Below are 24,609 nucleotides of genomic sequence, written 5' to 3' on the forward strand. Positions count from 1 at the left end.
TTTACAACACTTTGCACTTCTCTTGCACTTCAAGACATGACAACCCGCCATAATGATCATTGACTCAATTTATTACAATAACCCTTTGATTTGTGATGATAATGAATAACATGCGACTTTCCCGCTGGCTGGCGTTTTTTACGCTCGCCGCGTCCGTAGCGCTGGCGATACCGGCGCAGGCAAACACCTGGCCGCTTCCTCCTCCCGGCAGCAAACTGGTGGGCGAAAATACATTTCACGTTGTCGAAAACAACGGCGGCTCGCTGGAGGCGATTGCTAAAAAATACAATGTCGGTTTTTTAGCGTTGCTACAGGCAAATCCGGGCGTTGATCCTTACGTTCCCCGCGCGGGCAGCGTTCTGACCATCCCTCTGCAAACCTTACTACCGGATGCGCCGCGCGAAGGTATTGTGATTAACCTCGCCGAATTGCGTCTGTATTACTATCCTCCCGGAAAAAATTCGGTGACCGTGTATCCAATCGGTATCGGTCAACTGGGTGGCGATACGTTGACGCCAACGATGGTCACTACCGTCTCGGATAAGCGCGCGAACCCAACCTGGACGCCTACGGCGAATATCCGCGCCCGTTACAAAGCTCAGGGGATAGACCTCCCTGCCGTGGTTCCCGCCGGGCCGGATAACCCAATGGGCCATCATGCGATCCGCTTAGCGGCTTATGGCGGCGTCTACTTGCTGCACGGCACGAATGCTGATTTCGGTATCGGGATGCGCGTCAGTTCCGGCTGTATTCGCCTGCGTGACGGTGATATTGAGACGCTGTTCCGTCAGGTCACGCCGGGTACGAAGGTCAACATTATTAATACGCCGATCAAAGCGTCCGTTGAACCTGGCGGCATGCGCCTGGTAGAAGTCCACCAGCCGTTATCGAAGAATATTGATGACGATCCGCAGATATTGCCGATCGTATTGAACGGTCAAATGCAGGCTTTCAAAGATGCCGCACAGACCGATGCCGCCGTTATGGAGCATGTTATGGAAGTGCGTTCAGGAATGCCGGTCGATGTCACCCGCCATCCCGGGATAACACAGCAGTCGATGTAACGTCGGATAATAAAAAAGCCCCGCTCAGACAGCGGGGCTTTTTTGTGGCAGTAGCAGTGGCATTAATGAGGGTTAATGCTTATTTGTAGATAACCGCAGTCCCGTGGAGGGTGTTAGGACCGGTTACCGAAGTAATGCGGAAAGATTTCGCGCCCATTTCATCCGCTTTTTGCGCCAGTTGATCTTCCAGAGATCCCAGGTTAGTCCCGGCGGTTGCGGAAATGGTGCCTACTTTCTGTTGATCCGCAGGCGTCGCCTGAACTTCAACAGCAGCGAAACTTGCGAAAGAGAGTGAACTCAGTACAGCGGCAGCAATGAGGGTTTTTACGTTTTTCATGATAGTGACCTTTAGCAGATGAACGGTGTCGAAATATTTACTTAACGATCGATAGGTAAATCATAGATGTGATCCAGGTCACACGTCAACATTTTTTTATAACGATCATTATATAAATTAAAAATGACTTATTTTTCATATCAATACAGGTGAATTATTTTTCTTCTGAATGCGCTGGAGACTGAGCGGGATTATTTTTATAATGGTTGTTCAACAAACCCAACAAGGTACAACGGCATCATGACAACTGACTCGACAGGTTGCGTAAAAAAAAGCCGTGGCCGACCAAAAGTGTTCGACAGGGAAGCCGCGCTTGATAAGGCCATGACACTCTTCTGGCAGCACGGCTATGAAGCAACATCGCTCGCCGACCTCGTGGAAGCGACCGGCGCAAAAGCGCCCACGCTGTACGCAGAATTTACGAACAAGGAAGGGTTGTTCCGCGCAGTGCTGGATCGCTATATCAGCCGCTTTGCGGCAAAGCATGAGGCCCAGCTCTTTTGTGAAGAAAAAAGCGTTGAGTCCGCGCTGGAAGACTATTTCACCGCCGTCGCGACATGCTTCACCAGTAAAGACACCCCTGCCGGGTGCTTTATGATCAACACGTCCGCCACACTGGCCGCCTCCTCCCGTGAAATCGCCCATACGGTGAAATCCCGCCACGCGATGCAGGAGCAGACGCTGACCCAGTTTTTGCGCCAGCGGCAGGAACGCGGGGAAATTCCGGCGCACTGCAATCCACAAACGCTGGCGGAATATCTGAACTGTATTTTACAAGGAATGTCGATCAGCGCGCGTGAAGGCGCGACGTTTGACAAGCTGATGCAGATAACCCGCACCACCCTACGGCTGTGGCCGGAGATGCTGAAGGCTTAGCGCCTGACCGTCTGATAAAAAAAGCCCCTCAGCCTGAGCGAATGAGGGGCTAACGTGCAGAGTACAGCTTTTTTTACGCGTCGTTATTCAGAATCAATTGACCGTTATTATCCAGCGGGATTTGCGTTCCGGGATCTTTATCCATGCGGATTTTCCCCTGCTGATCGCCAATCTTGTAAGTGACGTCATAGCCCAGCATTTTCTCTGACTTGTCATACACCGTTTTACAACGCTGCTGCGTAGAGGTGTAGGTGTCATTTTCCTGCATTGATCCCTGGATTTGGTTACCGGCGTACCCTCCGCCCAGCGCCCCGACGACGGTCGCCACATCTTTACCACGGCCACCGCCGAACTGATGACCAATCACGCCGCCAGCAACCGCGCCAAGCACCGAACCGGCAATGCGGTTTTCGTCCTGAACAGGTTTGCGGTGCGTGACCGTCACGTTGCGGCATTCCTGACGCGGTGTTTTGACGGTTTCTTTTATGGGTGTGGCTGATACGACTTGCGCATATTTCGGGCTACGGTCAAAAACGTTCAGACTGGCCACCGCCGCCACACCCAGCGCAGCAGCTACGCCAATCCCTATACCCGCCAACATTGATTTATTCACGGGAATTCCTCCTTTTTTGCTATTAGTAACAATTTTGCAACCAGCAGTGGGGTTAAGCAAATCAGAAAGAGGATGAAAAGTGCGGGGTTATGCGGCAAACAGACACGATTCAGAGAACTCTGAAGCAGATGGCGCGATTAAATTGCCGGATGGCGGCCGATGGCCTTATCCGGCCTACATGCTGTGCGAGCCGTAGGCCTGATAAGCGAAGCGCCATCAGGCGATACGGTAAGGATTAATGCAGTTTCAGACGCGGGCGAATCACACGGTTAATGCTGCCTACTAACATCATTAACCCGGTTTTAAAGTAACCGTGCAGCGCAATCTGGTGCATACGGTAAAGCGAAATGTAAACAAAACGCGCGATACGCCCTTCCACCATCATTGAACCGCGCATCAGGTTCCCCATCAGGCTGCCGACAGTCGAGAAATTAGAGAGCGATACCAGCGAACCGTGATCTTTATAAACATAGTCTTTCATCGGTTTGCCTTTCATCTGCGCCAGAATATTATTCAGTGCGCAGCTTGCCATCTGATGCGCGGCCTGTGCGCGCGGCGGCACAAAGCCCCCTTCAGGACGTGCGCAGGAAGCACAGTCGCCGATGGCATAAACATCCGGGTCACGAGTGGTTTGCAGCGTTGGTTCAACCACTAACTGGTTGATGCGGTTAGTTTCCAACCCGCCAATGTCTTTCAGGAAATCAGGCGCTTTAATCCCTGCCGCCCACACCATCAGGTCAGCTTTGATGTGTTCGCCATCTTTCGTGTGCAGACCGCCTTCGTCTGCGCTGGTCACCATCGTCTGAGTCAGTACGCGTACGCCCAGTTTGGTCAGTTCGCTATGCGCCGCAGCGGAAATACGCGGCGGCAGCGCAGGCAGAATGCGCTCACCGGCTTCAACCAGCGTCACGTTCAGCGCTTCGTTAGTCAGGCCTTTGTAGCCGTAGCTGTGCAGCTGTTTCACAGCGTTATGCAGTTCCGCAGAAAGCTCCACGCCCGTTGCGCCGCCACCGACAATCGCAATGTTGACCTTACCGCTAACACCCATGCTGGAAGAGTATTTCAGGAACAGGTTCAGCATTTCCTGATGGAAGCGACGCGCCTGATGCGGGTTGTCCAGGAAAATACAGTGTTCTTTAACGCCAGGGGTGTTGAAGTCGTTAGAAGTGCTGCCCAGCGCCATCACCAGGGTGTCGTACGCGATTTTACGCTCAGGAACCAGCAGTTCCCCTTTCTCGTCACGCAGTTCCGCAATGGTGATCGTTTTCGCTTCACGATCGATATCCATAACCGAACCCAACTGGAACTGGAAACCATGATTACGCGCATGCGCCAGGTAGCTCAGAGCGTCCACGCCTTCGTCCAGTGAACCGGTCGCCACTTCATGCAACAACGGCTTCCACAGATGGCTGTGGTTTCTGTCCACCAGCGTGATTTTTGCCTTTTTCTTACGACCCAGTTTTTTACCCAACTGAGTCGCCATTTCAAGCCCGCCAGCACCGCCGCCGACAATCACGATCTTTTTCAATGGTGTAGTCAACGTGACCCCCCTTAAATTTATTAACCAATTGTTAAGTAAAAGTTATAAATATAGCCTTTAATTAACAACAAGTTACGGTAATGCAAAGTGACTTCGCTAGTGAGAATAACACGAACGGTGCATTGGTCATACCAAAATTGATGTACATCAAGTTTTCTCGCTGAAAAGATAGACAACCCTGCCTGAATGCTCATAAAAAAACCAGCCCGAAGGCTGGTTTCTGAGGGGGGTGATCGGGTTACAACGGCTTAACCTAACGTTTTAAACGCTTTTATCCGCTGTAAATGAGGAGAGATATTCTTAAATTTATGGGTCTGCTCTTCGTCCCAGACAATTTCATAGAAATGATGCAGCTCTTTTGCCGAACGATGGCTGTCTAGCGCTTCATCATGCCGGGACAGGATCACCAGGCAGCGATCGCGGTTTTTTTCGCGGAAATTGGTGACGCATTTCGTTGCGATATCGGCATACTCTTCCGGGCGGTCGATTTTGCCTTCCATGTTCTCATAGGGGAACAGATTAGGGTTGAATACCACCTGGCGTATGTCGCACAGGAAGCCAATCCGCTCCGCCCAATACCCACCCAGTCCTACGCCACAAATTAATGGCCGATCGTCCACATTCAGTTGCAACATTTTGTCTACTTCTTTCAGCAGATGCTGCATGTCATGTTTGGGATGCCGTGTGCTATAGCTGATCAGTCTGACATCCGAATCAATAAACTGTAGCTGCAACACTTTCTCGTGGTTACCCGGACTGTTGGAGTCAAAACCGTGTAAATAGATAATCATCGCATCCTCACACAAAACTCGGGTTAATGACCTGCTTTTTCTTCCTGCCAGCGTTCATGCAACTGGTTAAGCTGGGCGCTGACCGTTTTCCAGCGTGCGGAGTCCATCAACTCCTGACGCGAAAATGAACCTTTATGATACAAACGCGTAACACGTTCTGCATTGATCGGCGACAGATTATCTAACACGCTGACCGCTCCTTTACGATTATTACAGACCAGGATCATATCGCAACCCGCATCCAGCGACGCCTGCCCGCGCTCCGCGTAGCTCCCCATAATCGCCGCCCCTTCCATCGACAGGTCATCGGAGAAAATCACGCCATCAAAACCAAGTTCCTCACGCAGCACCGTTTTCAGCCAGTGCGGTGAACCACTCGCCGGACGCGGATCGACATCGCTGTATATGACGTGCGCCGGCATAATCGCATCAAGTTTGTTCCCGGTGATTAGCGAACGGAACACCGACATATCCCTGGCGCGAATTTCCGCCTCAGGACGCGGATCGGTTGGCGTTTCTTTGTGCGAGTCGGCAGTGACTGCCCCGTGTCCGGGGAAGTGCTTACCGGTGGTTTTCATTCCGGCAGCATGCATCCCGTCGATAAAACGCGTCGCCATTGCCAGAGCTTTAAGCGGGTCGGCATGGTAAGAACGCTCGCCAATTGCTGCGCTGATATGCCCGACATCCAGCACCGGCGCGAAACTGATATCAATGTCCATCGCGATCATCTCGCTGGCCATTAGCCACCCGGCATCCTGCGCCAGTTTGCCCCCTTCTTCCAGCCCGTGCAGCGCAGCAAAAGATTGTGCGGCTGGCAGGCGGGTAAAACCTTCACGAAAACGCTGTACGCGTCCGCCTTCCTGGTCAACCGCCACCACCAGATGATTGCGCGAAGCCGCCCGAATCTGGCGGACTAACTCGCGCAACTGCTCCGGGTCATGATAATTACGCGTAAAGAGGATCAGCCCCCCCACCAGCGGATGGGCCAGAATCTCGCGCTCTTCTGCGTCCAGCTCAAACCCTTCGACATCCAACATTACTGGACCCACACTGCTCTCCTTATCCTTTCTTTTTCAGCTGCCGCCAGTCGTCGTCGGCCAGCCTGATAAATTGTTGTTCGCCGGTTTGCTGCCAGCGGTATTCAAACCATCCGGCTTTCAGCATCATTACCCAGGGGCGCCATAACCTGACCTGCCGCCATAGCGTTTGCGGACAGATATGCGCAACGGCGGCATAGGATCTCACCAGCCGTTGATGCTGCCGCTCATCCTCTACCCATACAGCGGCCAGCTCCAGAGCGATATCGCCGTCCCCGGCGTATTCCCAGTCAATCAACCGTAGCCCCGATGCCGTCTGTACCAGGTTATCGCCGTGGACATCCATATGCAAAGGCGCCAGACGCAGCGGACGAGGTTCCCGCACCGCTCGCAGCCGTTTTAGCATCCGTAGCCAGTACGGCGTCCTGCGTGCCGGATCGCTCCCCTGCCAGTAGCGCATAAGCAGCGGTAACAGCGAAATACGCCAGCCAAAACGCGGTTGTTGGTGCAGATGATACAGTAAGCCCGCCAGTTCGTCGGTATCCGGTAATCCAGATTTTACCTCTCCCTGCAAATAGTCCACCGCCATCCAGCCGGGAATATAAAAACGCGGTCTGGGAGCAAGGGTTTCCGGTAAACGTGACAACGCGTGATACTGACGCAAAAAATCAGATTCAGGCGCGAAGGGATCATGATGGCAACGGAGCACCAGACGGCGGGCGTCATGTTCAATGATGCAACTCCCGCCGCTTAATCCGTTGTGGCAGGCGGCGACGGGATGATATTGCGGGAAGTAGCGCGACAAAACGTCGTCGCGCGTCAGTAGATTATTGTTGCTGGACTGCACCTTTACCTGACCAGATTATCTCGCCAGTTTGTACCAGCATTAACTGCATTTGCAGCGATGGCGCATTGACGTTACCCGCCGCGCTGGAATAGAGCACATATTGCGCCCCTACGTTACGGGCGATGCCAATCGCTTTACTGCGCGTACCGAGGCTGTCCTGCGGTGATAAACCCAGTTGCTGCTTCGCCATCGCCAGTTGCTGCGCGGAAACCAGCGTAAATTTACCGTTATTCGCCAGCGCATTACGTAAAGTTTCTGTGGCCTCGCCCGCGTTGAGCGAACCGTTGGTGCGATTATTTACGCTATCGACCAGCAGTACGTTACCCGCCGTTACGCCATCAGCCTGAAGCATTTTTCCGACCATCGGCTGCATCGCGCTGTTCCAGTCATAATGGCGCACGCGCGGCGCAGGCTGTGCGGTCTGGTCTTCGTGTTCAATCGGGCCCGGCTGTTGCGGGATCGTCGGCACCGATGGCACGACCGGCACAGGCTGCTGCGGTTCGGCTGGCTGTTCCGGCGCCGGTTTGACTTCATCAACCGGTGCGGGTTCACGTTGCCCCACACAACCGGAGAGAAATATCGCCAGCGCGGCCACCAGTGCGTAGCGATTCATTTTCATCATCAAAATTCACCCCTTACAAATAAAGATAAAGTCTAACCTTATGCGCCCCCAGATAATTGGCGCTGCCATACAGCGTGACCGACGAACGCGCCGGGATAGTCACACTGCGTGGCGCTTCCAGAGGATGCATTTCCAGCCCTCTGGCGTCATACCAGTAAAACCGATAATGCACGGTAACGGGTTCTTGCCTTTCGTTATAGAGGCGTGAGGATGCAGAAGGCTGAATATCGAACGTCGTCAACGCAGGCGCTTCCGCCGTGATACCGGCCGCCAGCAGCGTTGACTCCATCACCAGTGTCTGTTCATCACTGACCGGAATTTCAGGGTGTGAGCGACAACCCGCAAGCAACAGTAAGGCCAGTGACATCGCAAGGCATCCTCTGGTCATTGTCAGAAGCCTTTATGCGCCAGCATCGGCCCCAGCGCACGCCCGCCCAGCAGGTGCATATGAATGTGATAAACCTCCTGCCCGCCATGACGGTTAGTATTCATGATCAGGCGGTAGCCGTCTTCGGCAATGCCTTCCTGCCCGGCAATTTTTGCCGCGACGGTGATCATACGGCCCAGCGCCTGTTCGTGCTCCGCCGTGACATCATTAACCGTTGGGATCAGGGTATTCGGGATGATCAGAATGTGCGTGGGCGCCTGCGGCGAAATATCGCGAAATGCGGTAACCAGTTCATCCTGGTAAACGATATCCGAGGGGATTTCACGACGGATAATTTTGCTGAATATAGTTTCTTCTGCCACGACATTTTTCCTTTTTTCAAAATTAGCCATAACGTTGCGCCATGCTACGCCGAGCCACACTGCGAGTATAGAGTATGAGCGAGTTACTCACGCTCTTTCAACTTTAACCCACGATTTATTAAGCAAAAAATCTGTCAGTTGCTGCGCTTATACTCATTTCCCTCTTCTCTTTGCACCTCATAGCACTGAAACAAGATTTCATTTTCACCCGTAACATCTGTTTACAGCATTAATGCAAGTGCGTATATTTCGCATTTGCATTTTCATGCGCATTTGACGGTTAGAAAATTAAAAGGGTTCACCATGCCATTTCATGGTTTGAACTTAACGTTCATCATTATTAGGGGTTTTTCGATGTCTTTCACAACACACACCCAGGATGAGCAGCGTCAGCCTGCCGCAGTTCCCACACTGCTGGCAGCCTGCATCGCTATGGCATTGATGCCTTCCACCAGCTTCGCCGCTACCACAACAGAAGAAACAATCGTTGTTGATAGCGCATCACAAGCCGACACGTCCAGCGATGAAGAACAGGACTACAACGTTAAAACGACAACCGCTGGCACTAAAATGCAGATGGCGCAGCGCGATATTCCTCAGTCTGTCAGTATCATCAGCCAGCAACGCATGGCTGATCAGCAATTACAAACCCTTGGCGATGTAATGGACAGCACGCTGGGTATCAGCAGAAGCCAGTCAGACTCCGACCGCAACCTCTACTACTCACGCGGTTTCCTCATCGACAACTACATGGTCGATGGCATCCCCACCTATTTTGAATCACGCTGGAATCTTGGCGATGCCCTTTCTGACACGGCCCTGTTTGAACGTGTGGAAGTCGTACGCGGCGCAAATGGATTAATGACCGGAACCGGCAACCCTTCCGCGTCTATCAATATGATCCGCAAACATGCCACCAGCCGTGAATTCAAAGGTAATGTGTCTGCGGAATATGGAAGCTGGAACAAACAGCGTTACGTAACCGATTTACAAAGCCCGCTGACAGAAGACGGTAACGTACGTGCGCGGATTGTTGCGGGTTATCAGAACAATGACTCATGGCTGGATCGTTATAACAGCGAGAAAACATTCTTCTCCGGCATTATCGATGCCGATCTGGGGAGCACAACCAGCCTTTCCGCCGGGTATGAATATCAACGCATCGACGTTAACAGCCCGACCTGGGGCGGTTTACCTCGCTGGAATACGGATGGCAGCACCAACAAATATGACCGCTCGCGCAGTACCGCTCCAGACTGGGCTTACAACGATAAAGAGTTTAATAAAGTCTTTGTCACGCTGAAGCAGCGTTTTGCGGATACCTGGCAGGCAACGCTCAACGCCACGCATTCTGAAATCAAATTCGACAGTAAAATGATGTACCTGGATGCCTATGTCAATAAAGACACCGGTATGCTGGTTGGCCCTTACGCCAACTATGGGCCAGAGTACGGTTACATTGGCGGTACGGGCTGGAACAGCGGCAAACGTAAAGTCGATGCTGTCGATCTTTTCGCCGATGGGGGCTACGACCTGTTTGGCCGTCAGCATAACCTGATGGTCGGCGGAAGCTACAGCAAACAGAATAACCGCTATATGAATACCTGGGCGAACGTATTCCCGGATGAACTGGGCAATTTCTACAACTACGACGGTAACTTCCCGGAAACAAACTGGGGTCAACAAACCGTTGCCCAGGATGATACCACGCACATGAAATCGCTCTATGCAGCGACCCGCATTTCGCTGGCCGATCCGCTGCATCTGATCATCGGCGCTCGCTACACCAACTGGAGTATCGACACGCTGACCTACCGGATGGAGAAAAACCATACCACGCCATATGCCGGACTGGTATATGACATTGATGATAACTGGTCTGCCTACGCCAGCTATACTTCCATCTTCCAGCCACAGAACTATCGTGATAGCTCGGGTAAATACCTCGCCCCTATTACGGGTAACAACTATGAAGTGGGCTTGAAATCCGACTGGATGAACAGCCGCCTGACCACCACATTGTCGGTCTTCCGTATTGAGCAGGATAACGTCGCTCAGTCGACCGGTAGACCGATTTCAGGTAGTAACGGCGACACCGCTTATAAAGCGGTAGATGGAACCGTCAGCAAAGGCGTTGAATTCGAAATTAACGGCGCTATCACCGACAACTGGCAGATGACCTTCGGCGCAACGCGCTTTATCGCGGAAGATAACGAGGGAAATGCGGTGAATCCGAACTTACCACGTACAACCGTGAAGCTGTTTACCAGCTACCGTCTGCCAGTCATGCCTGAGTTGACTGTCGGCGGTGGCGTTAACTGGCAGAACCGTGTTCACGGCAGCGATACGGTCACACCATACGGCACATGGCGTGCGGAACAAGGCAGCTATGCGTTAGTGGATCTGTTCACTCGCTACCAGGTAACCAAAAACTTCGCTGTACAGGGCAACATCAACAACCTGTTAGACAAAACCTACGACACCAATATCGATGGTTCTATTGTCTACGGCGAACCACGTAACGTCAGCATTACTGCAAGCTATCAGTTCTGATAAACGTCACTGACGAGAAGGGAGCCATCTGGCTCCCTTTTTTACGTTCTCGCAAGCCTGATGGCGGCTAACGCCTTATCAGGCCTACAACTGTGCTATAACCGTAGGCCGGATAAGCCACGCGCCATCCGGCAACACAGCGTAAAAAAGGCAGCCATTTGGCTGCCTTAGTTCTCCCCAACGTCTTACTGCTTAGCTATTGCGGATGTATTCATCCATTTCCGTTTTCAGGTTATCGGATTTCGTACCGAAAATGGCCTGAACGCCGGAACCTGCGACGACGACACCAGCTGCGCCAAGCGTCTTCAGGCCAGCCTGATCCACTTTAGCAACGTCAGCGACGCTAACGCGCAGACGGGTGATACATGCGTCGAGGTTAGTGATGTTCTCTTTACCACCAAACGCGGCGATCAGGGCCGGAGCCATTTCACTGGTTGCGCCCACTTTGCTGTCTTCGCTCGCGTCTTCACGACCCGGCGTTTTCAGATCCAGCGCTTTAATCAGCACACGGAAGACGGTGTAGTAAATAATCGCATAACCTGCACCAACGATCGGGAACAGCCACAATTTGCTGCTGTTGCCAGACAGAACGATGAAGTCGATCAGACCGTGCGAGAACGATGTACCGTCACGCATACCCAGCAGGATACAGATCGGGAATGCCAGACCTGCCAGAATCGCGTGGATAACGTACAGGATCGGCGCAACGAACATGAAGGAGAACTCGATCGGCTCGGTGATACCGGTCAGGAACGAGGTCAACGCTGCGGAGATCATGATACCGCCCACTTTCGCGCGGTTTTCCGGTTTAGCAGAGTGCCAGATCGCGATAGCCGCAGCAGGCAGACCGTACATTTTGAACAGGAAGCCGCCGGACAGTTTGCCCGCAGTCGGGTCGCCCGCCATATAGCGAGGAATGTCGCCGTGGAACACCTGACCTGCTGCGTTGGTGTATTCACCAATCTGCATCTGGAAAGGAACGTTCCAGATATGGTGCAGACCAAACGGCACCAGGCAGCGCTCAATGAAGCCATAGATACCAAACGCCACAACCGGGTTCTGGTAAGCAGCCCACTGAGAGAACGTCTGGATAGCCGTCCCGATCGGCGGCCAAATGAAGGACAGGATCACGCCGGTGAAGATGGCAGCCAGGCCAGAAATGATCGGCACAAAGCGTTTACCCGCAAAGAAGCCCAGATACTCAGGCAATTTGATACGGTAGAAGCGGTTGAACATGTACGCTGCAATCGCACCGGAGATAATCCCCCCGAGAACACCGGTATCCGCCAGGTGTTTTGCTGCGATTTCTTCAGCAGGTAAATGCAGAACCAGCGGCGCAACCACGGCCATGGTTTTGACCATGATGCCGTAAGCGACAACCGAGGCCAGAGCCGAAACGCCGTCGTTGTTGGTGAAGCCCAGTGCGACACCAATGGCGAAAATCAGCGGCATATTTGCAAAAACAGAACCGCCTGCTTCTGCCATAACGTGCGACACAACGGCTGGCAGCCAGCTGAAGTTAGCGGAACCGACGCCCAGCAGGATACCTGCGATAGGCAGTACGGATACCGGTAGCATCAGCGATTTACCGACCTTTTGCAGGTTAGCAAATGCATTCTTAAACATAATTAGGAGTGCTCCTGAGTATTTGTGCTTATACACTTCATCCTTCAAACCGCCTCAGCGTTGGCTGCGTTCGTTCATCCCAGTCACTTACTCAAGTAAGCTCCTGCAATTCACTCACTTGCCGCCTTGATGCAGCCTGAATGATTTTGTGTATTCTACGTTTTCACGCATTGGCGAGGGGGGAGAACCTCGCCGTGGACAGGGCATCTAAGCGCCCTTTATTTATTACACAGAGTAAAATAAATAAGCTCGGTTTTGTTTGACGGCTATCACGTTTCAGCTCCTGACAGCCATAAAACCATCACATTCTGACAAAATGAGTGTCTGAATGTTACAATTCGCTCATTCACCGCCCATTTTGTGGCGGTGAACTTTACTCGCTTTGAATATTAATTACGAGCTTTAAAAAAACTCAGTTAACGGGTTGATTGCAGGCGAGAAGCGTCGATGTGGAACAGGCGGGCAAAGTTTTCAGTGGTTGCCTGCGCCAGTTCTTCAACGGCAACACCCTTCAATACGGCCATATACTCTGCGACATCGCGAACCATTGCAGGCTGGTTCTCTTTACCACGATGCGGCACCGGAGCAAGATAAGGAGAGTCCGTCTCAACCAGCAGACGATCCAGAGGAACATAGCGGGCGGCATCACGTAACTGCTCGGCGTTGCGGAAGGTCACGATCCCGGAAAAAGAGATATAAAACCCAAGATCCAATAATTTACCCGCCGTCTCCCTGTCCTCTGTAAAACAGTGTAGTACGCCACCGCAATCCGTCACTTTTTCTTCGCGCAAAATCGCCAGCGTATCGGCGCGTGCGTCACGGGTATGCACAATCACGGGTTTATTTAATTCACGGCCAATCTGAATATGGTTAATGAAGGATTCTTGCTGGCGAACTTTTGTTTCCGGCGTATAAAAATAATCCAGCCCGGTCTCCCCCATGGCCACCACGCCTTCTTCAGCGGCAAAGCGACGCAGGTCTTCCACATCGTATGTTTCATCCTGGTTTAACGGGTGTACGCCGCAGGAAAACACAACGTTATCCCGCTCGCCAACCAGTTCGCGCATACTCCGGTATCCGGGCAGGGTTGTCGCCACCGCCAGGCAGAACTTCACCTCGCGCGCGGCGGCTTTTGCCAGCACGTCATCCACGTCCTTATGCAGAGATTGATAATCCAGGCCATCAAGATGGCAGTGTGAGTCGACTAAAAACATAATGTCTCTCTCAAAGATGGGAAACAGGCAACACGGCGCCTGGTTGCAGGTAATGCTCTATGCGGAGAATAAGATCGGTTAATACCAGTTCGCGGTTTAATCCGGTCACGTTAATCAGCTGTTCGCGACAATGGCAGACATCACTGAGTATGGCCTGGATGCGTGCGACGGATAACCGTTCAGCTATCGACGCCACCAGCGTTCCGGCATCCTGATTTGTCAGGCTGGAAGCGCCATACCGGTATTTAAGGGCATCCATAAGCAGCGTTGCCAGCCAGTGTAAACGTACGGCGGCCTGTTCGTGATTCAACACCGACAGAAGGATATACCAGTCGCCAGATTGCAGCGTATTCGCCAGCGCTTCGCAAAGCGCGTTACGATGCGCCCAGCTGTCGGCCTGCAACAACGCCAGAGCGGCGCCGGGAGCCCCTGCGCTCAGGCGCAGCGCCGCCAGCAACGTCTCTTGTGACATTGTCACTTCACGAGAAAGCCATGAAACAGCGTATTGTTCAGATGGCGGCGCAAGATGATGCAGACGGCAGCGGCTGCGTAAAGTCGCCAGCAGGCGTGCCGGTTCACGGCTGGCAAGGAAGAACCAGGTTTGCTCCGGCGGCTCTTCGAGCGTCTTTAATAAGGCATTCGCCGCGGCATCAGTCAGCAGGGCCGCATCCGGGATCCACACGACTTTCGCGCCGCCAAGTCGAGAATGTTCGTACAGCTTCTCGCCCACATCGCGTACCGCGTCCACGCCAAGGGTGCTTTTCCCCTTTTCCGGCAACAGCGAATAATAGTCAGGATGCGTACCCGCCTGCATTAACTGGCAGCCACGACAGCGCCCGCAGCTTTTATGCCCTTCCGGTTGCTGGCACAGCAAATAACGACTGAGGGCATAAATCAGCGCATCATCCCCCATTCCGGGCAACGCCTGAATCAGTAACGCATGGTGGCCTCGACCCGCCTGATAGCTTGCTACCAGTTTTTCAAAGTCTGGCCGTAACCACGGATACCATTTCATGCACCCTGCTCCTTGATCCAGGCCGTTACGGTTGTGCGAATATCGTTCATCACAGCCTCCAGCGGCTGAGTCGCATCAATGGTGCGAATGCTGGCATCGCTGGCGGCCAGCTCAAGGTAGCGGGCACGCGTGCGATTGAAGAAATCCAGAGACTCCTGCTCAATGCGGTCAAGTTCGCCGCGCGCGCGCGCGCGTTTTAAGCCAACCTCCGGCGTCACATCCAGATACAGGGTCAGGTCAGGACGGAAGTCGCCCAATACAGCATCACGCAGCGTCGCCAGCATCGTCTGGTCGATCCCTCGGCCGCCGCCCTGGTAGGCCTGGGTGGACAGGTCATGGCGATCGCCAATGACCCACGTTCCTTTCGCCAGCGCAGGCTTGATAACGGTTTCCACCAGTTGCACTCGCGCGGCATAAAACATCAGCACTTCAGCTTTATCCGTGATCGTTTCATCACCCACCGATTTGATGTCCAGCACCAGACTTCTTAATTTCTCTGCAAGCTGGGTGCCGCCCGGCTCACGCGTAAAAATCATGTCGTGAATACCCAGTTGCTCAAGTGTCTCCACCACCACGTTACGCGCGGTGGTTTTTCCGGCGCCTTCCAGGCCTTCGATGACGATATAGTTACTGCCCATTTTTTTCCTTAAGCACTTTCAGGTAGTCCTGCACTGACCGGTTATGGCTGGCAAGATTGGTGTTAAACGTGTGACCGCCCTTTCCGTCAGCCACAAAATAGAGGTACGGCGTTTTCGCCGGATGCGCGGCGGCTTTCAAAGAGGCTTCGCCAGGCATGGCGATAGGACCTGGCGGCAACCCGGTGATGGTATAGGTGTTATACGCCGTCGGCGTTTCCAGCGCCGCGCGCGACAGCTTACCATTATAACTCGCCCCCATGCCGTAAATCACGGTCGGATCGGTCTGCAAACGCATACCAATACGCAGACGGTTAATAAAGACCGATGCCACCTGATCGCGTTCGCTGGCGACGGCCGTCTCTTTCTCGATAATAGACGCCATCGTCACCAGTTGATTCTTATCTTTATAAGGCAGCCCTTCCGCGCGCCCTTCCCAGAAGTCATCTACCGCTTTAACCATCTTTTGATGCGCACGCTTCAGAAGCGCGACATCGGTGGTGTTGGCGGTATACATCCAGGTGTCCGGCCAGAACCAGCCTTCAAGCCACTCCGGGGTCTCCAGCTTCAGCGCCTGCGCGACGGTTTCGTAGCGGTCATCGCTAAGCGTATGCTGAATATAAGGCGCATTCCGCAACTGATTCAGGTAATCGCTCAGGCGCATCCCTTCGACCAGACGTAGCGGGAACTGTGCTTCTTTACCGCTTTCCAGCAGTTTCAGCATCTCCCGTACGGTCATGTCAGGCGTTAAACGATAGGTGCCCGCTTTAAAGTTTGATAATTCAGGTTCAACGCGCAGCAACCACTGAAACACACGCGGCCGATTGATAATTTTGTCGGCGTAGAGTTGATCGCCTAATGCCAGACGCCCGGTTCCGGCCTTCAGGGTAAAGATCGTCTCTTCTTTTATTAACAAGGGGCTGTCGGCCAGTTGGCGCACTTTCCACATTCCTGCGCCAGCGGCAATGCCCAACACAACGACCAGCAGAAGGAAAAAGCGTAACATTCTTTTCATGACTAATTCGGGTGCTCACAAAGTGGGGCTAAAAAATCGAACAATGAACGTGCAAACATCAGTTTATCGCCACAGGCGCGCACGGGAATCACGGGCATCAACGCATTGCAGATAACCATCTCATCGGCCTGCATAAGCGCGTCCTCCCTGGCATACACTTCGACAACCTGGAAAGGCGATTGTGCCAGCGACTGTAAACAAAATTGTCGCATAATGCCGTTTACCCCCGCCTGATCCAGGCGCGGCGTGTACACCACATTCTCTTTACGCCAGAACAAATTAGCCGCACAGCATTCCGTAACCCATCCCTCGCTGTCAAGAACCAGCGCTTCATCGGCGTTTGTCTGCTCAAGATGAGACCGGATCAGTACCTGTTCCAGCCGGTTAAGGTGTTTTATACCCGCAAGCATAGGGTTACGCCCCAGCCTTACGGGGCTTAGCGCCAGCGTAATACCTTCCGTACGCCAGCGTTCATAATGGGTGGGATAAGGAGAAACGGATAAAATTCGCGTGGCCTCACGGCAGTTTGACGGGCTGTAGCCCCTGCCGCCGCTGCCACGACTCAGGATAACTTTCAGTACGCCACTGTTCTGGCCTGCTGCCATCGCCGTCATTTCGTGTTGCAGCTCCGTCCATTGACTGAAGGGAAGCAGCAGTTTTTCGCAGGCATCCTGCAAACGGCGAAGGTGTGCGGGCAGGAGGCAAATTTTACCGTCACGGATTCGCGCAGTAGTGAAACAGCCATCACCAAACTGCGTCGCGCGATCGCTTGCGGCAAGAGAATCCTGTTCACGGCCATTAATTAAGAACATAGTGGCTCCTTATTCGTGGTCGATTAGTGTGGCAGGATGGTTAACACAGGACAAGGGAAGAAAGCTGAATAAAAAAGGCCCGACAAGCGGACCTTTTTACTCTCTGGTGGAACGACTTAGACCTTTTTGAAGATCAACGAGCCGTTAGTACCGCCAAAGCCGAAGGAGTTACACAGCGTATACTCCATTCCGTTAACCTGACGAGCTTCGTGAGGCACAAAGTCCAGGTCGCAACCTTCATCCGGGTTATCCAGGTTGATGGTTGGCGGAACAGCCTGGTCGCGCAGCGCCAGAATAGAGAAAATGGACTCTACCGCGCCCGCAGCACCCAGCAGGTGACCCGTCATGGATTTCGTCGAGCTGACCAGCACACGGCTTGCCGCATCGCCAAAGACAGATTTTACCGCCTGAGTTTCCGCTTTATCGCCTGCCGGCGTAGACGTACCGTGGGCGTTGACGTAACCAATCTGACCCGGCTCAATGGCCGCATCACGCAGCGCATTGACCATCGCCAGCGCGGCGCCCGCGCCGTTTTCCGGCGGTGACGTCATGTGATAAGCATCGCTGCTCATCCCGAAGCCAACGATTTCGGCATAAATTTTCGCGCCGCGCGCTTTTGCATGTTCGTACTCTTCCAGTACCACCATGCCCGCGCCATCGCCGAGAACAAAGCCGTCACGCTCTTTATCCCACGGGCGGCTGGCCGCTTGCGGGTTATCATTACGTGTAGACAGCGCACGCGCTGCGCCAAAGCCACCGACACCCAGCGGCGTACTGGCTTTTTCCGCACCACCCGCTACCATCGCGTCCGCATCGCCGTATGCAATGATACGCGCGGCATGACCGATGTTATGTACGCCTGAGGTGCAGGCGGTAGCGATAGAGATGCTTGGCCCACGCAGGCCGTACATGATGGTCAGGTGACCTGCCACCATGTTAACAATCGTCGACGGAACAAAGAACGGGCTGATCTTACGCGGCCCACCGTTCACCAGGGAACTGTGGTTTTCTTCGATCAGTCCGAGACCGCCGATACCAGAGCCGATAGCGGCGCCAATACGGTCTGCGTTCTCTTCCGTTACTTCAAGGCCAGAATCCTGCATGGCCTGAACGCCAGCGACAATTCCATATTGAATGAAGGCATCCATCTTGCGCTGTTCTTTGCGCGAGATGATGTCGTCACAGTTAAAATCCTTTACTAAGCCAGCAAATTTCGTTGCATAGGCGCTAGTATCGAAATGGTCGATCAGGCTGATGCCACTCTGACCGGCAAGGAGAGCTTTCCAGGTAGACTCTACGGTATTGCCGACAGGAGACAACATGCCCAGTCCGGTCACAACTACACGACGCTTAGACACGTTTGTCCTCCAGGGAGGGAAAATGATTCTAGTGGGACAAAAAGATAAAACTCAGGCGGTCGAATGACCGCCTGGAGATGTTCACTTACGCCTGGTGGCCGTTGATATAATCAATGGCAGCCTGAACGGTGGTGATTTTCTCAGCTTCTTCGTCCGGAATCTCAGTATCAAACTCTTCTTCCAGAGCCATTACCAGCTCAACGGTGTCAAGAGAATCTGCGCCCAGGTCTTCAACGAAAGAAGCATTGTTGGTAACTTCTTCCTGCTTAACGCCCAGCTGCTCGCCGATAATTTTCTTAACGCGTTCTTCGATAGTGCTCATACTCTTAAATTTCCTATCAAAACTCGCTTTCGCGATGGTTTTCGTAGTGTATAAAATGTTGAAAAATTTGCAACTAAATCCCGGCAGTTCTTACCACGATTTTACGTTATTTTGAGGCCAAGACCTACAATAACGCAAATATTTTTCGTGGTTAAACCATATACATTCCGCCGTTGACGTGCAGAGTCTCACCAGTGATGTAACTTGCTTCGTCAGAGGCTAAAAATGCAACCGCACTGGCGATTTCCTGAGCGCCGCCGAGGCGACCCGCAGGAACCTGCGCCAGAATACCCGCACGCTGATCATCAGACAGCGCACGCGTCATGTCCGTTTCAATAAAGCCCGGAGCCACAACATTGACAGTAATCCCACGCGACGCAACTTCACGCGCCAGTGATTTACTGAAGCCAATCAGACCCGCTTTCGCCGCAGCGTAGTTGGCCTGACCCGCATTTCCCATGGTACCAACCACAGAACCGATAGTGATAATACGTCCATGACGTTTTTTCATCATAGCGCGCATTACCGCTTTTGACAGACGGAAAACAGATGACAGATTGGTTTCGAGAATATCGTTCCACTCATCATCTTTCATTCGCATCAGCAGATTATCGCGAGTGATACCGGCATTATTGACCAGGATATCAACTTCACCAAATTCTGCGCGAATATTTTCCAGAACAGATTCAATAGATGCCGGATCGGTCACATTCAACATCAGACCTTTACCGTTCGCACCTAAGTATTCGCTAATGGCCTGAGCGCCATTTTCGCTGGTAGCAGTACCGATGACTTTCGCGCCACGGGCAACGAGCGTCTCAGCAATTGCGCGGCCAATGCCACGGCTTGCACCGGTAACCAGCGCGACTTTTCCTTCAAAACTCATGGTTTTCCTCTTTTATTGCTCAAGCGCCGCTGACAGTGCCGCCGGTTCGTTTAGCGCCGAGGCCGTCAGGGTGTCAACAATACGTTTAGTCAGACCAGTGAGGACTTTACCTGGACCCACTTCATAAAGGTGTTCAACACCTTGTGCTGCGATAAATTCTACACTCTTCGTCCACTGCACCGGGTTGTACAGCTGGCGTACCAGCGCATCACGGATAGCGTTAGCGTCGGTTTCACACTTCACGTCAACGTTATTCACAACCGGTACGGTCGGGGCATTGAAGGTGATTTTCGCTAATTCAACCGCCAGCTTATCTGCCGCAGGTTTCATCAGCGCACAGTGTGACGGCACGCTTACCGGCAGCGGCAGCGCACGTTTTGCGCCAGCGGCTTTACAGGCTGCGCCCGCACGTTCAACCGCATCTTTATGCCCGGCGATAACCACCTGGCCCGGAGAGTTAAAGTTCACCGGAGAAACCACCTGGCCTTCAGCCGCCTCTTCACACGCTTTGGCGATGGACGCATCATCCAGACCGATGATCGCCGCCATTGCGCCGGTGCCTTCCGGCACTGCTTCCTGCATGAATTTGCCGCGCAGTTCAACCAGACGAACCGCGTCGGCGAAATCGATGACGCCAGCGCATACCAGCGCGGAGTATTCTCCCAGGCTGTGTCCCGCCATCAGCGCAGGCGCTTTACCGCCCTGCTGCTGCCATACGCGATACAGCGCAACGGAAGCGGCCAGCAATGCGGGTTGAGTCTGCCAGGTCTTATTCAGTTCTTCCGCAGGCCCTTGCTGCGTCAGCGCCCACAGATCATAACCCAGCGCCGCAGAAGCTTCAGCAAAGGTTTCTTCTACGATCGAGTAGCTGGCTGCCATTTCAGACAACATCCCAACCGTCTGGGAACCCTGCCCCGGGAACACAAAAGCAAATTGCGTCATGTTTAAATCCTTATACTAGAAACGAACCAGCGCGGAGCCCCAGGTGAATCCACCCCCGAAGGCCTCAAGCAATACCAACTGCCCGGCTTTAATCCGCCCGTCGCGCACGGCTTCGTCCAGTGCGCACGGCACAGAGGCCGCAGAGGTATTGCCGTGTCTGTCCAGCGTAACCACCACATTATCCATCGACATACCCAGCTTTTTCGCTGTCGCGCTGATGATGCGCAGGTTAGCCTGGTGCGGAACCAGCCAGTCCAGAGCGGAACGATCCAGATTATTCGCCGCCAGCGTCTCGTCAACGATGTGTGCCAGTTCAGTTACCGCCACTTTAAACACCTCGTTGCCCGCCATCGTCAGATAAATCGGATTTTCTGGATTGACGCGATCGGCGTTTGGCAGCGTCAGCAACTCACCGTAGCTGCCGTCTGCATGAAGATGCGTCGAAATAATGCCTGGCTCTTCGGATGCGCTCAGAACCGCTGCGCCCGCGCCGTCACCAAAGATAATGATCGTCCCACGATCGGTGGGATCGCAGGTGCGCGCCAGGACATCGGAACCGATGACCAGCGCATATTTAACGGCGCCTGATTTTACATACTGATCGGCAACGCTTAACGCGTAGGTAAAACCGGCGCAGGCCGCTGCAACGTCAAACGCCGGGCAGCCTTTAATGCCCAGCATACTCTGAATCTGGCATGCTGCGCTTGGGAAAGCATGTGTTGCTGACGTGGTCGCCACCACAATCAAGCCAATCTGGTCTTTATCGATGCCCGCCATTTCAAGCGCGCGGTTTGCGGCTGTATAGCCCATCGTCGCGACTGTTTCGTTTGGCGCTGCAATATGGCGTTCACGGATGCCTGTACGCGTGACAATCCACTCGTCAGACGTCTCTACCATCTTTTCCAAATCGGCGTTAGTACGCACTTGTTCAGGCAGATAGCTGCCAGTACCAATAATCTTTGTATACATGTACGCTCAGTCACTTTTCGGTTATATACCACCGCGTGCAAACTGCTGGTATGTTGGTTGCGCTCAGGTTACACCGTTAATTGTGCACCCGTGAGTGTCCGTTTTTGCCACCTTCCAACAGTTCGAATCCGGCTGGGTATACAGATTCCAGGCGAGCGGCAATTCGCTGAGGAACTTGTCGCTGCACCGCCTGCACTGCCTGTTCAATCGCGACGGCAAATGCTCGCTGATTGGCCGCACCATGACTTTTAATCACCGTGCCACGCAATCCTAACAGACAGGCGCCATTATACTGGTCGGGGTTGAGGTGACTGAATCGCCTCGTCAGGCTTTTTTGTAACCAACGTTTTAATAACAGCAGCCACCACGACCGTTTTTTACTCTCACCCTGAGATTTCAGCAGTGAAAGGAACATCCTGACAACCCCTTCCATTGTCTTTAATGTGACATTACCTGTAAATCCGTCACATACCAGCACATCAGTTTTTCCCGTCAATAATTCATTGGCTTCAAGATAACCAATGTAATTGATGGAAGGGACTGTTTTGAGCAACGCAGAGGCATCACGAATACTGTCGAGACCTTTGGTTTCTTCTTCACCAATATTGAGCAACGCCACGCGGGGATTGGTTATCCCAATCACCTCTTCCGCCATCACGGACCCCATCACGGCAAACTGCACCAACATGGTACTGTCACAATCGACGTTGGCGCCTAAATCCAGCACCACCGTTTTTCCTTTCTGCTGATGCGGTAAAACCGTCATCAACGCAGGACGCTCGATGCCCTCAAGGGGTTTGAGCAATAATTTCGCAAGTCCCATGAGCGCGCCCGTATTACCGGCGCTCACACAGGCTTCGGCTCGACCTTCTTTCACGAGCTCCAGGGCCACACGCATTGAGCTGCCGCGACTGGCGCGGATAGCCTGCGAAGGCCGGGCATCACTGGCAATAACTGACTGTGCAGGGATAATCTGCAGACGCGAACGTTGTTCAAAGTCAGCTTTGGCAAGTAATGGCGTGATGGTATCGGGATCCCCGACTAAAAGAAGTGTGAGTTGCGAATTAGAATTCAGTGCCTGCAGTGCTGCAGGCACTGTCACGGAAGGGCCGAAATCTCCCCCCATGACATCTAACGCCAGGGTTAGACGTGTCAAGGTATCGTCGCTGCCTGGTTTGGTGTTTCCCCGCTTACGCGGGGAAATCCTCACTAAGCTTCATCACGCTTGCGCGTGATTACTTAGCGATGACCTTACGGCCGCGGTAGTAACCGTCGGCAGTGATGTGGTGACGCAGGTGTTTTTCACCAGAAGTTTTGTCTACAGACAGGCTGGTGACTGCGGTCAGAGCGTCATGAGAACGACGCATGCCACGTTTGGAACGGGTTGGTTTATTCTGTTGTACGGCCATGGACCTTACTCCTCAATTACTTACGCTTTAAGCTGGCTAATACGGCAAATGGGTTTGGTTTTTGCGCTTCATCAGGCAGTTCACCAAAGACCATGTCCGCCTCGGACACTTCACAGTGTTCAGAATCATGCACCGGAACTACCGGCAAGGAGAGGATGATTTCATCTTCAACCATTGCAAGCAGATCGATTTCACCGAATTCGTTAACCTCAATCGGCTCATACGCTTCCGGGAGTGCTTCAGCCTGTTCGTCAGAACGAACCGGACTAAAACAATACGTTGTGTGAACCTGATGGGTAAACGGCTTCCCGCAACGCTGGCATTCGAGCGATACCGTCACCTTCGCATCACCCGTAATAACGGCGAGACGTTGGTTATCGATAGCGAACGACATGGAGCATTCCACATCACTGTCCACACTGACTACAGAATCGGCGACGCGCTCTACCAGATCAGAAGTATAGATACCTTCATAATCGAGGCGTTTTTGAGCCGTACGAACCGGATCAAGAGTCAGGGGTAATTTTACCTTTTGCATAGGGCGCGCATATTAACTTTGTAACGTCATAGAGTCAAAGAAAAAGGCAGCCTGCGGTTGCCTTTTGCCAATAATTCGCACACATTGCGGGTTACAGACTTATTTTCGCTCAAACCGTGACTGTATGTCATGCTTGAAGGACGAAGAGCATAGTTTAAGATGGCTCTCATTAATACGCTATATCTGAGGGAAAAAATATGCCCCGTCTCATCCTTGCTTCTACCTCTCCCTGGCGTCGCGCGCTGCTCGAAAAACTGGCGATCCCTTTCGAGTGCGCGGCTCCCGAGGTTGACGAAACGCCCATGTCTGGCGAAGCGCCGCGCCATTTAGTCTCTCGCCTCGCACAGGCGAAAGCACAATCGCTCGCCCACCGTTTCCCCGATCATCTGATTATTGGCTCCGATCAAATTTGCGTTCTGGATGGCGAAATTACCGGCAAACCGTTAACCGAAGAAAAAGCGCGCCAGCAATTAACCAAAGCCAGCGGTAATATTGTGACGTTTTATACCGGACTGGCGCTTTATAATTCTGCAACCGGACATTTACAAACGGAAGTCGAACCGTTTGATGTACATTTCCGCCATTTAAGCGAAACGGAAATAGAGGACTATGTCCGCAAAGAGCGTCCATTGCATTGTGCCGGAAGTTTTAAAAGCGAAGGTCTTGGCATTGCCCTTTTCGAGCGCCTGGAGGGGCGAGATCCCAATACCCTTATTGGGCTACCGCTGATTGCGCTGTGCCAGATGCTGCGCCGGGAAGAGATGAACCCGCTGATGGCATAGTGGATGCGTCTGATGGCGACGCTAAAACATCTTATCAGGCCCACAGCGGAGCAATG

At 53.0% G+C, this 24,609-nt stretch carries 27 protein-coding genes; 4 read left to right on the plus strand and 23 right to left on the minus strand.

Going from position 1 to position 24,609, the window contains the following annotated elements:
- Nucleotides 1–98: 98 nt before the first annotated feature.
- Nucleotides 99–1,064 (plus strand): L,D-transpeptidase LdtC, encoded by a 966-nt coding sequence (gene ldtC, locus CKO_RS08230; RefSeq protein WP_024130431.1) that lies wholly within the window; start codon nucleotides 99–101, stop codon nucleotides 1,062–1,064.
- Between the two features lie 79 nt (nucleotides 1,065–1,143).
- Here ldtC and bhsA read toward each other — a convergent pair whose 3' ends face one another.
- Complete coding sequence (bhsA, locus tag CKO_RS08235) at nucleotides 1,144–1,401, minus strand: multiple stress resistance protein BhsA (RefSeq protein ID WP_012132806.1); 258 nt, start codon at nucleotides 1,399–1,401, stop codon at nucleotides 1,144–1,146.
- A gap of 240 nt (nucleotides 1,402–1,641) precedes the next feature.
- Here bhsA and comR point away from each other — a divergent pair, with 240 nt between their 5' ends.
- The gene (comR, locus tag CKO_RS08240) at nucleotides 1,642–2,277 is read left to right on the plus strand and encodes a TetR family copper-responsive transcriptional repressor ComR (protein WP_024130432.1); all 636 of its coding nucleotides are present in this window, start codon (nucleotides 1,642–1,644) and stop codon (nucleotides 2,275–2,277) included.
- A gap of 73 nt (nucleotides 2,278–2,350) precedes the next feature.
- Here the strand turns inward: comR and CKO_RS08245 are convergent, their stop codons facing one another.
- The 8 genes from CKO_RS08245 to hinT all read right to left on the minus strand — a co-directional run bounded on the left by CKO_RS08245 (nucleotide 2,351) and on the right by hinT (nucleotide 8,477).
- Complete coding sequence (locus tag CKO_RS08245; protein WP_024130433.1) at nucleotides 2,351–2,890, minus strand: glycine zipper 2TM domain-containing protein; 540 nt, start codon at nucleotides 2,888–2,890, stop codon at nucleotides 2,351–2,353.
- A 235-nt stretch (nucleotides 2,891–3,125) separates the two neighbouring features.
- The gene (ndh, locus tag CKO_RS08250; protein WP_024130434.1) at nucleotides 3,126–4,430 is read right to left on the minus strand and encodes an NADH-quinone dehydrogenase; all 1,305 of its coding nucleotides are present in this window, start codon (nucleotides 4,428–4,430) and stop codon (nucleotides 3,126–3,128) included.
- Nucleotides 4,431–4,678: 248 nt separating this feature from the next.
- Nucleotides 4,679–5,221 carry an alpha/beta hydrolase YcfP gene (gene ycfP / locus CKO_RS08255; protein ID WP_012132812.1) on the minus strand — a complete coding sequence of 181 codons (543 nt, stop codon included), beginning with the start codon at nucleotides 5,219–5,221 and terminating at the stop codon, nucleotides 4,679–4,681.
- Nucleotides 5,222–5,244: 23 nt separating this feature from the next.
- Nucleotides 5,245–6,270, minus strand: coding sequence for a beta-N-acetylhexosaminidase (gene nagZ / locus CKO_RS08260; protein ID WP_024130435.1), 1,026 nt, complete (start codon nucleotides 6,268–6,270; stop codon nucleotides 5,245–5,247).
- Between the two features lie 10 nt (nucleotides 6,271–6,280).
- Nucleotides 6,281–7,105, minus strand: coding sequence for a thiamine kinase (gene thiK, locus CKO_RS08265; protein WP_024130436.1), 825 nt, complete (start codon nucleotides 7,103–7,105; stop codon nucleotides 6,281–6,283).
- Nucleotides 7,086–7,727: a penicillin-binding protein activator LpoB gene (gene lpoB, locus CKO_RS08270; RefSeq protein ID WP_012132815.1), complete on the minus strand. Its 642-nt coding sequence runs from the start codon at nucleotides 7,725–7,727 to the stop codon at nucleotides 7,086–7,088. The genes thiK and lpoB overlap by 20 nt, the downstream gene beginning before the upstream one ends.
- 13 nt (nucleotides 7,728–7,740) lie before the next feature.
- On the minus strand, nucleotides 7,741–8,115 hold the full coding sequence (locus tag CKO_RS08275; protein ID WP_024130437.1) for a YcfL family putative periplasmic lipoprotein: 375 nt from the start codon (nucleotides 8,113–8,115) through the stop codon (nucleotides 7,741–7,743).
- A gap of 2 nt (nucleotides 8,116–8,117) precedes the next feature.
- On the minus strand, nucleotides 8,118–8,477 hold the full coding sequence (gene hinT / locus CKO_RS08280) for a purine nucleoside phosphoramidase (protein ID WP_024130438.1): 360 nt from the start codon (nucleotides 8,475–8,477) through the stop codon (nucleotides 8,118–8,120).
- Nucleotides 8,478–8,831: 354 nt separating this feature from the next.
- Here hinT and fhuE point away from each other — a divergent pair, with 354 nt between their 5' ends.
- Complete coding sequence (gene fhuE / locus CKO_RS08285; protein WP_024130439.1) at nucleotides 8,832–11,030, plus strand: ferric-rhodotorulic acid/ferric-coprogen receptor FhuE; 2,199 nt, start codon at nucleotides 8,832–8,834, stop codon at nucleotides 11,028–11,030.
- 192 nt (nucleotides 11,031–11,222) lie between these two features.
- Here the strand turns inward: fhuE and ptsG are convergent, their stop codons facing one another.
- The 14 genes from ptsG to yceD all read right to left on the minus strand — a co-directional run bounded on the left by ptsG (nucleotide 11,223) and on the right by yceD (nucleotide 23,771).
- Nucleotides 11,223–12,656, minus strand: coding sequence for a PTS glucose transporter subunit IIBC (gene ptsG / locus CKO_RS08290; protein ID WP_024130440.1), 1,434 nt, complete (start codon nucleotides 12,654–12,656; stop codon nucleotides 11,223–11,225).
- A gap of 416 nt (nucleotides 12,657–13,072) precedes the next feature.
- Nucleotides 13,073–13,870, minus strand: a complete 798-nt coding sequence (locus tag CKO_RS08295; RefSeq protein ID WP_012132822.1) for a metal-dependent hydrolase — start codon at nucleotides 13,868–13,870, stop codon at nucleotides 13,073–13,075.
- A gap of 10 nt (nucleotides 13,871–13,880) precedes the next feature.
- On the minus strand, nucleotides 13,881–14,885 hold the full coding sequence (gene holB / locus CKO_RS08300; RefSeq protein WP_012132823.1) for a DNA polymerase III subunit delta': 1,005 nt from the start codon (nucleotides 14,883–14,885) through the stop codon (nucleotides 13,881–13,883).
- Nucleotides 14,882–15,523, minus strand: a complete 642-nt coding sequence (tmk, locus tag CKO_RS08305) for a dTMP kinase (protein WP_012132824.1) — start codon at nucleotides 15,521–15,523, stop codon at nucleotides 14,882–14,884. The genes holB and tmk overlap by 4 nt, the downstream gene beginning before the upstream one ends.
- Nucleotides 15,513–16,535, minus strand: coding sequence for a cell division protein YceG (gene yceG, locus CKO_RS08310; RefSeq protein ID WP_012132825.1), 1,023 nt, complete (start codon nucleotides 16,533–16,535; stop codon nucleotides 15,513–15,515). Before yceG ends, tmk begins: the two co-directional genes overlap by 11 nt.
- Nucleotides 16,536–16,537: 2 nt before the next feature.
- Nucleotides 16,538–17,347: an aminodeoxychorismate lyase gene (pabC, locus tag CKO_RS08315; RefSeq protein ID WP_012132826.1), complete on the minus strand. Its 810-nt coding sequence runs from the start codon at nucleotides 17,345–17,347 to the stop codon at nucleotides 16,538–16,540.
- Nucleotides 17,348–17,463: 116 nt separating this feature from the next.
- Entirely contained in the window at nucleotides 17,464–18,705 is a 1,242-nt protein-coding gene (gene fabF, locus CKO_RS08320) for a beta-ketoacyl-ACP synthase II (protein WP_012132827.1), read from the minus strand.
- An 85-nt stretch (nucleotides 18,706–18,790) separates the two neighbouring features.
- Nucleotides 18,791–19,027: an acyl carrier protein gene (gene acpP / locus CKO_RS08325; RefSeq protein WP_000103754.1), complete on the minus strand. Its 237-nt coding sequence runs from the start codon at nucleotides 19,025–19,027 to the stop codon at nucleotides 18,791–18,793.
- 151 nt (nucleotides 19,028–19,178) lie between these two features.
- Nucleotides 19,179–19,913: a 3-oxoacyl-ACP reductase FabG gene (gene fabG, locus CKO_RS08330; RefSeq protein ID WP_012132828.1), complete on the minus strand. Its 735-nt coding sequence runs from the start codon at nucleotides 19,911–19,913 to the stop codon at nucleotides 19,179–19,181.
- A 12-nt stretch (nucleotides 19,914–19,925) separates the two neighbouring features.
- The gene (gene fabD / locus CKO_RS08335) at nucleotides 19,926–20,855 is read right to left on the minus strand and encodes an ACP S-malonyltransferase (RefSeq protein ID WP_012132829.1); all 930 of its coding nucleotides are present in this window, start codon (nucleotides 20,853–20,855) and stop codon (nucleotides 19,926–19,928) included.
- A 15-nt stretch (nucleotides 20,856–20,870) separates the two neighbouring features.
- Nucleotides 20,871–21,824: a beta-ketoacyl-ACP synthase III gene (fabH, locus tag CKO_RS08340; RefSeq protein WP_012132830.1), complete on the minus strand. Its 954-nt coding sequence runs from the start codon at nucleotides 21,822–21,824 to the stop codon at nucleotides 20,871–20,873.
- A 76-nt stretch (nucleotides 21,825–21,900) separates the two neighbouring features.
- On the minus strand, nucleotides 21,901–22,980 hold the full coding sequence (plsX, locus tag CKO_RS08345) for a phosphate acyltransferase PlsX (RefSeq protein WP_071818860.1): 1,080 nt from the start codon (nucleotides 22,978–22,980) through the stop codon (nucleotides 21,901–21,903).
- A gap of 79 nt (nucleotides 22,981–23,059) precedes the next feature.
- Nucleotides 23,060–23,233, minus strand: a complete 174-nt coding sequence (gene rpmF, locus CKO_RS08350; RefSeq protein WP_000290727.1) for a 50S ribosomal protein L32 — start codon at nucleotides 23,231–23,233, stop codon at nucleotides 23,060–23,062.
- A gap of 16 nt (nucleotides 23,234–23,249) precedes the next feature.
- Nucleotides 23,250–23,771 (minus strand): 23S rRNA accumulation protein YceD, encoded by a 522-nt coding sequence (gene yceD / locus CKO_RS08355; RefSeq protein ID WP_012132832.1) that lies wholly within the window; start codon nucleotides 23,769–23,771, stop codon nucleotides 23,250–23,252.
- Nucleotides 23,772–23,968: 197 nt separating this feature from the next.
- Here yceD and CKO_RS08360 point away from each other — a divergent pair, with 197 nt between their 5' ends.
- Nucleotides 23,969–24,553, plus strand: coding sequence for a Maf family protein (locus CKO_RS08360; protein WP_012132833.1), 585 nt, complete (start codon nucleotides 23,969–23,971; stop codon nucleotides 24,551–24,553).
- The last annotated feature ends 56 nt before the right edge of the window (nucleotides 24,554–24,609 follow it).

It is taken from the genome of Citrobacter koseri ATCC BAA-895, assembly GCF_000018045.1.
In the GTDB taxonomy this organism is placed as follows: Bacteria; Pseudomonadota; Gammaproteobacteria; order Enterobacterales; family Enterobacteriaceae; genus Citrobacter_B; species Citrobacter_B koseri.